Source organism: Pseudomonas sp. Marseille-Q5299 (assembly GCF_943737035.1).
GTDB lineage: Bacteria > Pseudomonadota > Gammaproteobacteria > Pseudomonadales > Pseudomonadaceae > Aquipseudomonas > Aquipseudomonas putida_E.
The window spans coordinates 335,676-349,359 of sequence record NZ_CALSFR010000004.1; the positions used below are offsets into that span (position 1 = coordinate 335,676).

Consider the following 13,684-nt stretch of genomic DNA (forward strand, 5'->3'; position numbering starts at 1 on the left):
GGGCCGGTGTAGCCAGCACACCAGCCCCTTGTCATGCAGCAATCAGTATTCCCAGAAAATCCGCTGCAGCTCTTTGCTGTCCTGGGTCTTGGTCATTGCCACCATGGCCAGGATCCGCGCCTTCTGTGGGTTCAGGTCGTGCGCCACAACCCAATCGTTCTTGTCATCCGGCTGCTCGGCGTTGCGCAGCACGAAACCGCCCTGGTTGACGTGCGACGAGCGGATGATCTGCACGCCATCCTTGCGCAGCTCCTGCAGTGCCGGCACCACGCGCGACGACACCGAACCGTTGCCGGTACCGGCATGAATCAGCGCTTTCGCGCCGTTCTGTGCCAGTGCCTTGTAGGCCGTGTCGGTCACGTTGCCATAGCCGTAGGCGATGTCGACCTGCGGCAGGCTGCTGATCTGCTTGATGTCGAATTCCGAGTTGACGGTGTGACGCTTGGCCGGCAGGCGGAACCAGTACGATTTGCCTTCCACCACCATGCCCATCGGGCCCCAGGCGCTCTTGAACGCTTCGGTCTTGATGTTGACCGCCTTGCTCACGTCGCGGCCTGACTGGATCTCGTCGTTCATGGTCACCAGTACGCCCTTGCCGCGGGACTGCTTGTCGCTGGCCACGGCCACGGCGTTGTACAGGTTGAGCATGCCATCGGCCGACATGGCGGTGCCCGGGCGCATGGAGCCCACCACCACGATCGGCTTGTCGGTCTTCTCTACCAGGTTGAGGAAGTAGGCGGTTTCTTCCAGGGTGTCGGTGCCGTGGGTGATGACGATGCCGTCGACGTCCTTGCTTTCGGCAAGTTCGGCGACGCGCTTGCCCAGCTTGAGCAGGTCGTCATTGCTGATGCTTTCGGAGGCGATCTGCATCACTTGCTCGCCGCGCACGTTGGCAATGCCGGCAAGCTCCGGCACGCCGGCGATCAACTTGTCGATGCCCAGCTTGGCCGCTTGGTACGTGGCACTGTTGGCAGCACTTGCACCGGCGCCGGCAATGGTGCCGCCGGTTGCGAGGATGACCACGTTGGCCAGCTTCTGTTGGGTTTGGGCTTCTTTCGCCGAAGCAGCGGTTGGCAGGATAAGCAGCAACGCCAGGGCGCTGGGTGCGAAGGTCTTCAGTGCAGCATTCATATTATTGTTCTCTCTTCCTAAAGGAGATTTTGCTGTGTCGCACAGGGGGCAAGGCAGTTTTCGTACCATCCTTGGTAGGGCGCTGTAATTTCCTGTATGCCGCTGTGGCTGTGGGCCGGGCTTGACATGAAGAGCGCGCAGGCGGCCCCTCGAATTCGGCAATCCGAACAAACATAGGAAAACCTGTTCGGTTTTTCGGAAGAATCCAAGATAATCTGCGCCAGAAGCAACGCAGCCCCCGGCAGCGAAACGGATTTGACAAAACCTCATCCTGTTTCCATAGTTAGCCAACGCAAACGTTTGCGATCCGATAAAAACCACAAGATTCGGAGTCATCTCCCATGAAACTGCCGTTCCCCGGTCGTCTGCTGGCGCTCGCCGTCATTTCATCGCTGTCGCTTGCCCTGCCTCTGTCCGCCGCCCATGCCGAAGACAAACCCAAGGTCGCCCTGGTGATGAAGTCGCTGGCCAACGAATTCTTCCGCACCATGGAGGACGGCGCCAAGGCCTACCAGAAAGACCACGCCAACGAATTCGACCTGGTGGCCAATGGCATCAAGGACGAGACCGACACCGGCAACCAGATCCGCATCGTCGAGCAGATGATCGCCACCGGCGCCAAGGCGCTGGTCATCGCACCGGCCGACTCCAAAGCCCTGGTGCCAGTGATCAAGAAGGCCATGGACGCCGGCATCACGGTGGTCAACATCGACAACCGCCTGGACCCCGACGTACTCAAGAGCAAGAACCTCAGCGTCCCCTTTGTCGGCCCCGACAACCGCAAGGGCGCCCGTCTGGTGGGTGACTACCTGGCCAAGGAAAAGCTCAAGGCCGGTGACCAGGTCGGCATCATCGAAGGCGTGCCGACCACCACCAATGCCCAGCAGCGCACCGCCGGCTTCAAGGACGCCATGGAGGCGGCGCAGATGAAGATCGTCTCGGTGCAATCGGGCAACTGGGAAATCGACAAAGGCAACGCTGTCGCCGCCGCGATGCTCAACGAATACCCCGACCTCAAGGCGCTGCTGGCCGGTAACGACAGCATGGCCCTGGGCGCTGTCTCGGCCGTGCGCGCCGCCGGCAAGACCGGCCAGGTGCAAGTGGTGGGCTACGACAACATCAACGCCATCAAGCCCATGCTCAAGGATGGCCGCGTGCTTGCCACCCTCGACCAGGCGGCCAGCCAGCAGGCGGTGTACGGCATTCAGGCGGCATTGCAGATGCTCAAGGGCCAGAAGCCGAACGTGGACGCCGACAACGTCATCCAGACCCCGGTCGAACTCATCACCAAGCCTTGACGGCCAGGAGACATGGCCATGCCTGTAACGGCCAATGAAGTGCTGCTCGCTGCCAGCGGCCTGGGCAAGAGCTACGCGCAACCGGTGCTGGGCGACGTCAGCCTGGCCCTGCGCGCCGGCGAAGTGCTGGCCCTGACCGGCGAGAACGGCGCTGGCAAGAGCACCCTGTCCAAGCTCATCAGCGGCCTGGAAACGCCCACCACCGGGCATATGACTTTCCGCGGCCAGGCCTATGCGCCTGGCAGCCGCAGCGCCGCCGAGCGCCTTGGCGTGCGCATGGTCATGCAGGAGCTCAACCTGCTGCCGACCCTGACCGTGGCCGAAAACCTGTTCCTCGACAACCTGCCCAGCCGCTTCGGCTGGATCAGCCAGAAGCGCCTGCGCCAACTGGCCACGGCCGCCATGGCACAGGTTGGCCTGGACGCCATCGACCCGGACACCCCGGTGGGCGAACTGGGCATCGGCCACCAGCAGATGGTGGAGATCGCCCGCAACCTGATCGGTGACTGCCATGTGCTGATCTTCGACGAACCCACCGCCATGCTCACCGCCCGCGAGGTGGAGCTGCTGTTCACCCAGATCGAGCGCCTGCGCCAGCGCGGCGTGGCCATCGTCTACATCTCCCACCGCCTTGAAGAACTCCAGCGTGTGGCGCAGCGCATTGCGGTGCTGCGCGACGGCAAGCTGGTGTGCGACGAGCCGATCCAGCGCTACAGCAGCGCCGAGCTGGTCAACCTGATGGTCGGCCGCGAGCTGGGCGAACACATCGACCTGGGCCGCCGGCAGATCGGCGCGCCGTTGCTCAAGGTCGACCGGCTGTGCCGCGGCGACAAGGTGCGTGACGTGTCGCTGCAGGTCAGGGCAGGGGAGATCTTCGGTATCTCCGGGCTGATTGGTGCCGGGCGCACCGAGCTGCTGCGCCTGATCTTCGGCGCCGACCGCGCCGACAGCGGCAGCATCGAAATCGGCCAGCCACTCACGGCGGTGAACATCGACTCGCCCAAGGCGGCGGTCAAGGCCGGTATCGCCCTGATCACCGAAGACCGCAAGGGCGAAGGCCTGCTGCTGACGCAATCGATCAGCGCCAACATCGCCTTGGGCAACCTCGCCGCGCTGTCCCGCGCCGGGGTGGTCGACGGCGACGCCGAAAAGGCCCTGGCCGAGCGCCAGATCAATGCCATGCGCATTCGCAGCGCCAATGCCGCCCAGGCGGTCGGCGAACTGTCCGGTGGCAACCAGCAAAAGGTGGTGATCGGCCGCTGGCTGGAGCGTGACTGCCAAGTGTTGCTGTTCGACGAACCCACCCGCGGCATCGACGTGGGCGCCAAGTTCGACATCTATGGCTTGCTGGCCGAGCTGGCACGCCAGGGCAAGGCCCTGGTGGTGGTGTCCAGCGACCTGCGCGAGCTGATGCTGATCTGCGACCGTATTGCCGTGCTGTCGGCCGGCCGCCTGATCGACACCTTCGAGCGCGACCACTGGAGCCAGGACCAGCTCCTTGCCGCCGCTTTCGCCGGCTACCAGAAACGTGACGCCCTGCTGCACGACGCAGCGCCCAGGATGGATGCATGAAAACCACACCTCTCGACACACAGGCCGGCGCCCCCGCGCGCCGCAGCGGCACCTACTTCGGCCTCGGCACCTACCTGGGTCTTGCGGGCGCCTTGCTGGCCATGATCGTGCTGTTCTCGTTGCTCAGCAGCCACTTCTGGTCGTACGCCACCTTCAGCACCCTCGCCAACCAGATCCCCGACCTGATGGTGCTGGCCGTGGGCATGACCTTCGTGCTGATCATCGGCGGCATCGACCTGTCAGTGGGTTCGGTGCTGGCGCTGGCGGCATCGGCAGTCAGCGTGGCCATCCTCGGCTGGGGCTGGGGCGTGCTGCCGGCCGCCTTGCTCGGCATGGCCGTCGCCGCGCTGGCCGGTAGCATCACCGGCGCCGTCACGGTGGCCTGGCGCATCCCGTCGTTCATCGTCTCGCTGGGCGTGCTGGAAATGGCCCGCGGCCTGGCCTACCAGTTCACCGACTCGCGCACCGCCTACATCGGCGATGCCTACGCCTGGTTCTCCAACCCGATCGCCTACGGTATCTCGCCGGCCTTCATCATTGCCTTGCTGGTGATCATCCTCGCCCAGCTGGTGCTGACCCGCACCGTGTTCGGCCGCCACCTGATCGGCATCGGCACCAACGAAGAGGCCGTGCGCCTGGCCGGCATCGACCCGCGCCCCTACAAGGTGCTGGTGTTTGCCCTGATGGGCCTGCTGGCAGGCTTGGCCGCGCTGTTCCAGATTTCCCGCCTGGAAGCCGCCGACCCCAATGCCGGCGCCGGCCTGGAGCTGCAGGTGATCGCCGCCGTGGTGATCGGCGGCACCAGCCTGATGGGTGGGCGCGGCTCGGTCATCAGTACTTTCTTCGGTGTGTTGATCATCTCGGTGCTGGCCGCAGGCCTTGCACAGATCGGCGCCTCAGAACCCACCAAACGCATCATCACCGGGGCGGTCATCGTCATCGCCGTGGTGCTCGACACCTACCGTAGCCGGCGAGCAGGCCGGCGGAACTGAAAACATGGCAACCATCAAAGACGTCGCGGCACTCGCGGGCATTTCCTACACCACAGTGTCCCATGTACTGAACAAGACCCGCCCGGTCAGCGAACAGGTGCGGCTGAAGGTCGAAGCGGCCATCGTCGAGCTCGACTACGTGCCCAGCGCCGTGGCGCGTTCGCTCAAGGCGCGCACGACGGCTACCATCGGGTTGCTGGTGCCCAACAGCGTCAACCCTTACTTCGCCGAGCTGGCGCGCGGCATTGAAGATGCCTGCGAGCGCAACGGCTATTGCGTGATCCTGTGCAACTCCGATGACAACCCGCAGAAGCAACGCAGCTACCTGCGCGTGCTGCTGGAAAAACGCATCGACGGCCTGGTGGTGGCGTCGGTGGGCGAGGACAGCGACCTGCTGCAGAGCTTGGCCTGCGTGCGCACGCCGATGGTCATCGTCGACCGCGCGCTGGAAGGCGTGGACGCCGACCTGGTGCGCATCGACCACGAGCAGGGCGCGTACCTGGCCACCCAGCACCTGCTGGAGCTTGGCCATCGCGACATCGCCTATATCGGCGGCCCGGCTGCGACCGGGGTCAGCCAGCTGCGCCTGGCCGGCTTCCACCGCGCCATGGCCGAGGCGCAGGTAGCCGTGCAGGGGGCGCACATCCTGCAATGCGACTTCACCAGCCCAGGCGGCCATGCGGCGGCCGGGCAGCTGCTCGACGGCCAGCGGCCCACGGCGATTTTCGCCGGCAACGACATGATCGGCTTCGGCGTGCTGCGTGCGGCTGCCGAGCGCAACATCAATGTGCCGGGCGAGCTGTCGGTGATCGGCTTCGACGACATCGAGCTGAGCCGCTACGTGTACCCACCGCTGACCACCGTCGGCCAGTCGATCCGCGAGCTCGGCGAAAGTGCAGCGGCGCTGTTGCTGTCACGTATCGCTACGCCCCGCCGCGATGGCGCAGAGCAACGCATCGTCGCCCCGCGCATCGTGCTGCGCGAGTCCACCGGGCCGCGCCCGGACCTGTTCAATGATTACCGCTAAGGAATGCCCATGAGTGCCAAGGTAGTGGTGGTCGGTAGCCTCAACATGGACCTGGTGGCCCGCGCCGAGCGGCTGCCACGTGCAGGCGAAACATTGGCCGGCGAAAGCTTTTGCACCGTGCCGGGGGGCAAGGGCGCCAACCAGGCGGTGGCCGCAGCACGCCTGGGCGCAAGCGTGGCCATGATCGGCAACGTCGGCGCTGACGCCTACGGCCAGCAGTTGCGCCAGGCCCTGGAAGTGGAGGGTATCGATTGCCAGGCGGTGAGCGAGTGCCCAGGCGTCTCCAGTGGGGTGGCGCTGATTACCGTGGATGCCGCCAGCCAGAACTGCATCGTCATCATCCCCGGCGGCAACGGCCAGCTTACCCCGGCAAGCGTGCAGCGTTTCGACGCGCTGCTGCAGGCTGCCGAGGTGATCATCTGCCAGCTCGAAGTGCCTGCCGACACCGTGGCCTGGGCCTTGGCGAGGGGGCGTGAGCTGGGCAAGACGGTGATCCTCAACCCGGCCCCGGCCACCGGCCCGTTGCCCGCGCAGTGGTTCGCCCATATCGATTACCTCATCCCCAATGAAAGCGAGGCCGAGGCGCTGGCCGGTGAGCCGGTCAACGACCTGGCCAGCGCCCGCCGTGCCGGCGAGCGCCTACTGCAACTGGGCGCCGGCAAGGTCATCGTCACCCTTGGTGCGCAGGGCGCGGTGTTGGTCAGTCGAGATGGCAGCCGGCACTTCCCGGCGCCGCAGGTCAAAGCGCTCGACACCACGGCAGCGGGCGACACCTTTGTCGGCGGTTTTGCAGCCGCGCTGGTGCGCGGCCTGGAGGAGGGCGAAGCGATCACCTTCGGCCAGCGCGCTGCGGCGCTGTCCGTCACCCGCGCCGGTGCACAGCCTTCGATCCCGACCCTGGCGGAGGTGGCCCCATGAAAAAGACCGCGCTGCTCAATATTGCCCTGTCGCGCACCATTGCCGGGCTGGGCCATGGCGATATCCTAGTGATCGGCGATGCCGGGTTGCCCGTGCCGCCGGGTGTCGAACTGATCGACCTGGCCTTGACGCCGGGCATTCCCGACTTCGCCAGCGTGCTGCGCGCTGTGCTCAGCGAGATGCAGGTGGAGCGCCATGTGCTGGCCGAAGAGATGCAGAAGGTCGTGCCGCCCGGCCTGGTCGAGATCGAGCGTCTGCGCGGCAAGCTCGGCAAGCGTGAATGGCTGAGCCATGAGCAATTCAAGGTGTTGTCGCGCAGTGCGCGCGCCGTGGTGCGTACCGGCGAGTGCCAGCCCTACAGCAACATCGCCCTCATAGCTGGCGTAACCTTCTAGTTCCCAGTCCAGTCTGTGGGGGGCGGCTTGCCGGCGATGGGCCGCCAAGCGGCCCCGACCGCTTCACCACCAAGGCAACAGGAGTGCCCCATGCTCAAACCTCTGCTACAAGGACTCGCCCTCATGGCCGCAGCCGCCACCACCACGCTCCAGGCCGCACCCCGCGACCTGATCATCGACACCGACCCCGGCGCCGACGATGTGGTCGCACTGTTCCTGGCCATGGCCTCGCCGGACGAACTCAATATCCGCGCCATCACCACCGTCGCCGGCAACGTGCGCCTCGACAAAACCTCGCGCAACGCCCGCCTGGCCCGCGAGTGGGCCGGCCGCGAAGACATCCCGGTGTACGCCGGGGCAGGGCGCCCGCTGGTGCGCACGCCCATCTACGCTGCCGAAGTGCATGGCGAAGAAGGCCTGACCGGTGTCCCGGTGCATGAACCGAAAAAGCCCCTGGCCCCGGGCAATGCCGTGCAGTACCTGGTCGATACGCTCGGCGCTGCCGAACCCCGCAGCATCACCGTGGCCATGCTCGGCCCACAGACCAACCTGGCCCTGGCTCTGATCCAGCGCCCGGACATCGCCAAAGGCATCAAAGAGGTGGTGGTGATGGGCGGCGCCCACTTCAACGGCGGCAACATCACCCCGGCGGCAGAATTCAACCTCTACGCCGACCCGCACGCTGCCGAGGTGGTGCTGGCCAGTGGCGTGCCACTGACCTACCTGCCACTGGACGTCACCCACAAACTGCTCACCAGTGACGCCGGCCTCAAGCAGCTGGCAGCCGTGAACAACCAGGCCAGCAAGCGCGTGGTGGACATCCTCAATGCGTACATCAAGCACGACATGGACTTGTACGGCATGCCCGGCGGCCCGGTACATGACGCCAGTGTCATTGCTTATCTGCTCAAGCCCGAGCTGTTCGGCGGGCGGCGCATCCACATGAGCGTCGACAGCCGCGAGGGCCCGACCTTCGGCCAGACCGTCGCCGACTGGTACGGCGTGCTCAAGCAGCCGGCCAACGTGATGTGGGTGGGCGAGGGCGATGCCCAGGGCTTTTTCGACCTGCTCAGCGCGCGCCTGGCTCGATTGCAATAGCGGCGTGCGGTGCGTAGCGCTCGAACACCTGGTCGATGAAGTTGCGCGCCGCCTCGCTGCCCAGGTCGCGCACAAGCAGGTCCAGGGCGATCAATACCAGCTCTTCTGGCGTGCTGGGGCTGTAGGCGCTCTGGCCCTCCGCCCATTTGACCTTGATGTCGGCGTCGATGCTGTGGTGGCTCATGAAAGGCTCTCGTTTGGGCCTGTGGCGGAGGGGCGAACACCTGACCCTGGTGTTCGCAGCAGGCACTGTGCCTGCACTTCTTAAAGTAAATCATCACTTTGCGTCAATGGCTCTTCGACTTAAGAATAAAAAGCCTGCCCAAGCAAACCAACTGCGTGGTGCAAAATCCGGTCACGATTGCCTTTCGCCATGCGCGGTGAGTTCGGGCAGACTTGTGCGGTTTTGCAACGAATTCAGGGTGGAACTGTCGGAACAGGCAGTTCCCAGATCTATTTAGGAGGATTCATGTTCCGTACCCGTGCTTCCCTGGCAACCTTGCTGGTCGCTGCTGTGCTGGCTGGTTGCAGCACTGGTGGCAACTCTGACGGCGGCAGCGCCCCGGCTGCAGCTGCAGGCAACGACGGGCGCTGCGAGGCCAGCGGTGCCGATTTCGCCATTGGCAAGCAAGGCAGTGCCGACCTGCTCGAGCAGGCGCGCAAGGCCAGTGGCTCACAGATTGCCCGTATTCTCAAGCCACATGACATGGTGACCCTGGAGTACCGCTCCGAGCGCCTCAACCTGAATGTGGACGAGCAGGGCAAGGTGACCCGCGTCAACTGCGGTTGATGCAGCCCCTACGAGGTGCAGGCGTGTGCTGCCCTGGTTAATGCCCATGCATCTATTGATGAAGCCTCAGCCTTCTCATCTGTCGGCGATAATGCAGCTCCAAATACGGCACGCCCCCCGTAGGAGCGGCCTTGTGTCGCGAAAGGGCTGCGAAGCGGCCCCAGGTTTCTAGCTCCGCCGCTTGAAATGCCGGGGCCGCTTTGCGGCCCTTTCGCGACACAAGGCCGCTCCTACGAAGGGCAGGCGTATGCTGCCCTGGCAAACGCCCATAAAAAAACCCGCCACAAGGGCGGGTTTTTTTACAGCTATCCGAATTACTCCGGACGAACCTGCGCAGCCTGCATACCCTTCTGGCCTTTTTCGGCAACGAAGGAAACAGTCTGGCCTTCTTTCAGGCTCTTGAAGCCGTCGGATTCGATGGCTTTGAAGTGAACGAACAGGTCGTCGCCGCCGCCTGCTGGGGTGATGAAGCCGTAGCCTTTCTCATCATTGAACCATTTGACGGTGCCTTGTTGGCGATTGGACATGGGTGAATCTCCAGAACATTTAATTTTCAGTGGTGCAATGTGGCCGAGGCTACGGAGCACGGACACCATAATAGTCTAATTCTGCGCCTGTAGCGTCTTTTACCTTCGCAGGATGCTGATCCAGGGCAAATAAAGCCCGGAAAGCCCTCTGCGCATGGCTCATTTCGGCTTGCAGGCCGCTTGCACGACGGTCTGTGCCTTCTGCATCAGCTTGGCGTCAACGCCGTCATTGCTGTCCAGGTCTTCGATCTCCTTATCAGTGAAATTATCTTTGATGGCTTGCGCGCCGCACGAACAATGCTTGTCTGCAGTTGCAGCGTCGACACCTTGACCTTGCGCCACCTGTTTGCATTGCGTCATGTAGGCACCCTCCTTGCCGGCAGGGAAGTTGCCAGCGGTGGCTGCCATGGGCAGCAGCAGGGCGCCAGCGGCCGCCAGGGCCAGAAGAGACGGAACTCGCATAACCAGACACTCCTTGGGTTAAGGTCTCATCAAGAGTAGGTTGCTTCCCAAAGTCTGATAGGAAATTTTCCGTGTAAGTTCACCGCTACCGCGTAATTTCCAAATATTTCTGCGCTGCCATGCAACCCCCGTGCTAGCATGCCCGGCTTGCACCTGCACACGTGCAGCGTGCAACTATCTTTTTACTTTCCAGTCACTCAGGTCCCCCTGGCAAGCCGAAAGGCTCCTGCCACTGTGAGGCAGGCTTCCTTCAAGGAAGGCAGGTCGGATCTTGTACTGGCTCATCCCAACCCATGTGACCTTTGGTAGGGGTCACCACTAGGAGAGGAGGCGCCATGCCCACTATTACTCTTCCCGATGGCAGTCAACGCGCGTTCGATCACGCGGTATCCGTAGCCGATGTCGCCGCTTCGATCGGTGCCGGCCTGGCCAAGGCCACCGTTGCGGGCAAAGTCGACGGCAAGCTGGTCGACGCCTGCGAGCTGATCACCCACGACGCCACCCTGCAGATCATCACCCCTAAAGATGAAGAGGGACTGGAGATCATCCGTCACTCGTGCGCCCACCTGGTAGGCCACGCAGTGAAACAGCTGTACCCGACCGCCAAGATGGTCATCGGCCCGGTCATCGACGAAGGCTTCTATTACGACATCGCCTACGAGCGCCCCTTCACCCCTGAAGACTTGGTCGCCATCGAAAAGCGCATGCAGCAGCTGATCGAAAAAGACTACGACGTCATCAAGAAGATGACCCCGCGCGCCGAAGTCATCGACGTGTTCAAGGCCCGTGGCGAAGACTACAAGCTGCGCCTGGTCGAGGACATGCCCGACGAGCAGGCCATGGGCCTGTACTACCACGAAGAATACGTCGACATGTGCCGTGGCCCGCACGTGCCGAACACCCGTTTCCTCAAGGCATTCAAGCTGACCAAGCTGTCCGGCGCCTACTGGCGTGGCGATGCCAAGAACGAGCAGCTGCAGCGCGTGTACGGTACCGCCTGGGCTGACAAGAAGCAGCTGGCTGCCTACATCCAGCGCATCGAAGAAGCCGAAAAACGCGACCACCGCAAGATCGGCAAGCAGCTCGACCTGTTCCACCTGCAGGAAGAAGCGCCAGGCATGGTGTTCTGGCACGCCAACGGCTGGACCGTCTACCAGGTGCTCGAGCAGTACATGCGCCAGGTCCAGCGCGAAAACGGCTACTCGGAAATCAAGACCCCGCAAGTCGTCGACCGCATCCTCTGGGAGCGTTCCGGCCACTGGTCCAACTACGCCGAAAACATGTTCACCACCTCGTCGGAAAGCCGTGATTACGCGGTCAAGCCGATGAACTGCCCGTGCCACGTGCAGGTGTTCAACCAGGGCCTGAAGTCGTACCGCGACCTGCCGCTGCGCCTGGCCGAATTCGGTGCCTGCCACCGTAACGAGCCTTCCGGCGCCCTGCACGGCATCATGCGCGTACGTGGCTTCGTGCAGGACGACGCGCACATCTTCTGTACCGAAGACCAGGTGAAGAAAGAAGCCGCCGACTTCATCAAGCTGACCCTGGACGTGTACAAGGACTTCGGTTTCACCGACGTCGCCATGAAGCTCTCCACCCGCCCCGCCAAGCGCGTGGGTTCCGAAGAGCTGTGGGACCGCGCCGAAGGTGCACTGGCCGACGCCCTGAACGAATCCGGCCTGGAATGGGAATACCAGCCAGGTGAAGGTGCCTTCTACGGCCCTAAAATCGAATTCACCCTGCGCGACTGCCTGGGCCGTAACTGGCAGTGTGGTACCCTGCAGTACGATCCGAACCTGCCAGAGCGCCTGGACGCCAGCTACATCGCCGAAGACAACGCGCGCAAGCGCCCGGTGATGCTGCACCGCGCCATCCTCGGCTCGTTCGAGCGCTTCATCGGCATGCTCATCGAGCACTATGCCGGCGTGTTCCCGGCGTGGCTGGCACCGACCCAGGCCGTGATCATGAACATCACCGACAAACAGGCCGATTTCGCCCTTCAGGTTGAGAAATCTCTGAACGGTAGCGGTTTCCGTGCCAAGTCGGACTTGAGAAATGAGAAGATCGGCTTTAAAATCCGCGAGCATACTTTGCTCAAGGTCCCGTACCTTTTGGTTATAGGGGACCGCGAAGTCGAAACGCAAACCGTCGCTGTGCGTACTCGCGAAGGTGCAGACCTGGGCTCCATGCCCGTCGCCCAGTTCGTTGAGCTTCTGACACATGCGGTTTCCCGGCGTGGTCGCCAAGAATCGGAGTAATGACTATTAAGCGTGAAATGAGAAACGATAAACGTGCTGCACCGAAGGCCCCGATCAACGAGAATATCTCGGCCCGCGAGGTTCGGTTAATTGGCGCAGACGGCGAGCAGGTTGGCATCGTCTCGATTGATGAAGCGCTGCGTATCGCTGATGAAGCGAAGCTGGACCTGGTTGAAATCTCTGCAGACGCGTTACCGCCTGTCTGCAAGGTCATGGACTACGGCAAGCACCTCTTCGAAAAGAAGAAGCAGGCTAACGAAGCCAAGAAAAACCAGAAGCAGATCCAGATCAAAGAAATCAAGTTTCGTCCAGGGACGGAGGATGGGGATTACCAGGTAAAACTACGCAACCTGGTACGTTTCCTTACCGATGGGGACAAGGCCAAGATCTCTCTGAGATTCCGTGGTCGTGAGATGGCCCACCAGGAGCTGGGCATGGAGCTGTTGAAGCGGGTTGAAGCTGACCTCGCCGAATACGGCACCGTTGAGCAGCATCCGAAGATGGAAGGACGCCAGCTTATGATGGTCATCGCCCCCAAGAAAAAGAAGTAATCTCCCGGGCACGGCAGGCCTGATGATTATGTGTAATTTTATCGAATGCGGAGTTCCAACATGCCAAAAATGAAAACCAAGAGCGGTGCTGCAAAGCGCTTCCTGAAGACCGCTACCGGCTTCAAGCACAAGCACGCTTTCAAGAGCCACATCCTGACCAAAATGTCGACCAAGCGTAAGCGTCAACTGCGTGGTAGCAGCTTGCTGCACCCGTCTGACGTCGCGAAAGTCGCGCGCATGCTGCGCGTTCGTTAATTCTGGTCAAAGATAGAGGAAGTTACTCATGGCTCGTGTAAAGCGCGGCGTTATCGCTCGTAAGCGTCACAAAAAAATTCTGAAGCTGGCTAAAGGTTACTACGGTGCACGCTCGCGCGTATTCCGCGTAGCCAAGCAGGCAGTCATCAAGGCAGGCCAATACGCCTACCGCGACCGTCGCCAGAAGAAGCGTCAGTTCCGCGCACTGTGGATCGCTCGTATCAACGCCGGTGCCCGCACCAACGGTCTGTCTTACAGCCGTCTGATTGCTGGCCTGAAAAAGGCGTCGATCGAAATCGACCGTAAGGTTCTGGCTGACCTGGCAGTGAACGAAAAAGCGGCGTTTGCTGCAATTGTCGAGAAAGCTAAAGCCGTTCTGGCTTAAGTACCCACGACAATCATCCGGCAGC

16 protein-coding genes are annotated in these 13,684 nt (G+C 62.6%); 12 read left to right on the forward strand and 4 right to left on the reverse strand.

What is annotated here, in order from left to right; genetic code table 11:
• Positions 1–42: 42 nt before the first annotated feature.
• Positions 43–1,131 (reverse strand): asparaginase, encoded by a 1,089-nt coding sequence (locus NGJ21_RS14325; protein WP_046787182.1) that lies wholly within the window; start codon positions 1,129–1,131, stop codon positions 43–45.
• 341 nt (positions 1,132–1,472) lie between these two features.
• Between NGJ21_RS14325 and NGJ21_RS14330 the strand changes: the two genes are divergently transcribed.
• The 7 genes from NGJ21_RS14330 (at position 1,473) to NGJ21_RS14360 (ending at position 8,431) form a co-directional block, all read left to right on the forward strand.
• Entirely contained in the window at positions 1,473–2,429 is a 957-nt protein-coding gene (locus NGJ21_RS14330; protein WP_039602923.1) for a sugar ABC transporter substrate-binding protein, read from the forward strand.
• 18 nt (positions 2,430–2,447) lie between these two features.
• On the forward strand, positions 2,448–4,001 hold the full coding sequence (locus NGJ21_RS14335; RefSeq protein WP_251962230.1) for a sugar ABC transporter ATP-binding protein: 1,554 nt from the start codon (positions 2,448–2,450) through the stop codon (positions 3,999–4,001).
• A complete protein-coding gene (locus NGJ21_RS14340) occupies positions 3,998–4,993 on the forward strand; it encodes an ABC transporter permease (RefSeq protein WP_039602921.1) in 996 nt (331 codons plus the stop codon). The genes NGJ21_RS14335 and NGJ21_RS14340 overlap by 4 nt, the downstream gene beginning before the upstream one ends.
• A 4-nt stretch (positions 4,994–4,997) precedes the next feature.
• Positions 4,998–6,020 (forward strand): LacI family DNA-binding transcriptional regulator, encoded by a 1,023-nt coding sequence (locus NGJ21_RS14345; RefSeq protein ID WP_115275255.1) that lies wholly within the window; start codon positions 4,998–5,000, stop codon positions 6,018–6,020.
• A 9-nt stretch (positions 6,021–6,029) separates the two neighbouring features.
• Positions 6,030–6,938, forward strand: a complete 909-nt coding sequence (gene rbsK / locus NGJ21_RS14350) for a ribokinase (protein ID WP_251962231.1) — start codon at positions 6,030–6,032, stop codon at positions 6,936–6,938.
• On the forward strand, positions 6,935–7,333 hold the full coding sequence (rbsD, locus tag NGJ21_RS14355; RefSeq protein WP_012313857.1) for a D-ribose pyranase: 399 nt from the start codon (positions 6,935–6,937) through the stop codon (positions 7,331–7,333). The genes rbsK and rbsD overlap by 4 nt, the downstream gene beginning before the upstream one ends.
• A 90-nt stretch (positions 7,334–7,423) precedes the next feature.
• Positions 7,424–8,431 (forward strand): nucleoside hydrolase, encoded by a 1,008-nt coding sequence (locus NGJ21_RS14360; RefSeq protein WP_251962232.1) that lies wholly within the window; start codon positions 7,424–7,426, stop codon positions 8,429–8,431.
• On the opposite strand, the gene NGJ21_RS14365 is transcribed toward NGJ21_RS14360, so the two are convergent.
• Positions 8,403–8,615: a hypothetical protein gene (locus NGJ21_RS14365; RefSeq protein ID WP_012313859.1), complete on the reverse strand. Its 213-nt coding sequence runs from the start codon at positions 8,613–8,615 to the stop codon at positions 8,403–8,405. The two genes, NGJ21_RS14360 and NGJ21_RS14365, sit on opposite strands and share 29 nt — an antisense overlap.
• Positions 8,616–8,900: 285 nt before the next feature.
• On the opposite strand from NGJ21_RS14365, the gene NGJ21_RS14370 reads away from it, so the two are divergent.
• The gene (locus NGJ21_RS14370) at positions 8,901–9,221 is read left to right on the forward strand and encodes an I78 family peptidase inhibitor (protein WP_174141671.1); all 321 of its coding nucleotides are present in this window, start codon (positions 8,901–8,903) and stop codon (positions 9,219–9,221) included.
• Between the two features lie 314 nt (positions 9,222–9,535).
• On the opposite strand, the gene NGJ21_RS14375 is transcribed toward NGJ21_RS14370, so the two are convergent.
• Entirely contained in the window at positions 9,536–9,748 is a 213-nt protein-coding gene (locus tag NGJ21_RS14375; protein WP_012313861.1) for a cold-shock protein, read from the reverse strand.
• Positions 9,749–9,907: 159 nt separating this feature from the next.
• A complete protein-coding gene (locus NGJ21_RS14380; RefSeq protein WP_115275249.1) occupies positions 9,908–10,210 on the reverse strand; it encodes a hypothetical protein in 303 nt (100 codons plus the stop codon).
• A gap of 335 nt (positions 10,211–10,545) precedes the next feature.
• Here NGJ21_RS14380 and thrS point away from each other — a divergent pair, with 335 nt between their 5' ends.
• Genes thrS through rplT form a run of 4 tightly spaced genes read left to right on the forward strand, consistent with a single transcriptional unit; the run spans position 10,546 to position 13,659 of the window.
• Complete coding sequence (gene thrS, locus NGJ21_RS14385; RefSeq protein ID WP_046787173.1) at positions 10,546–12,468, forward strand: threonine--tRNA ligase; 1,923 nt, start codon at positions 10,546–10,548, stop codon at positions 12,466–12,468.
• On the forward strand, positions 12,468–13,019 hold the full coding sequence (infC, locus tag NGJ21_RS14390; RefSeq protein WP_174141673.1) for a translation initiation factor IF-3: 552 nt from the start codon (positions 12,468–12,470) through the stop codon (positions 13,017–13,019). The genes thrS and infC overlap by 1 nt, the downstream gene beginning before the upstream one ends.
• Before the next feature lie 60 nt (positions 13,020–13,079).
• Positions 13,080–13,274 carry a 50S ribosomal protein L35 gene (gene rpmI, locus NGJ21_RS14395; protein ID WP_012313865.1) on the forward strand — a complete coding sequence of 65 codons (195 nt, stop codon included), beginning with the start codon at positions 13,080–13,082 and terminating at the stop codon, positions 13,272–13,274.
• A gap of 28 nt (positions 13,275–13,302) precedes the next feature.
• Positions 13,303–13,659: a 50S ribosomal protein L20 gene (gene rplT, locus NGJ21_RS14400; RefSeq protein WP_003250671.1), complete on the forward strand. Its 357-nt coding sequence runs from the start codon at positions 13,303–13,305 to the stop codon at positions 13,657–13,659.
• Positions 13,660–13,684 lie beyond the last annotated feature (25 nt).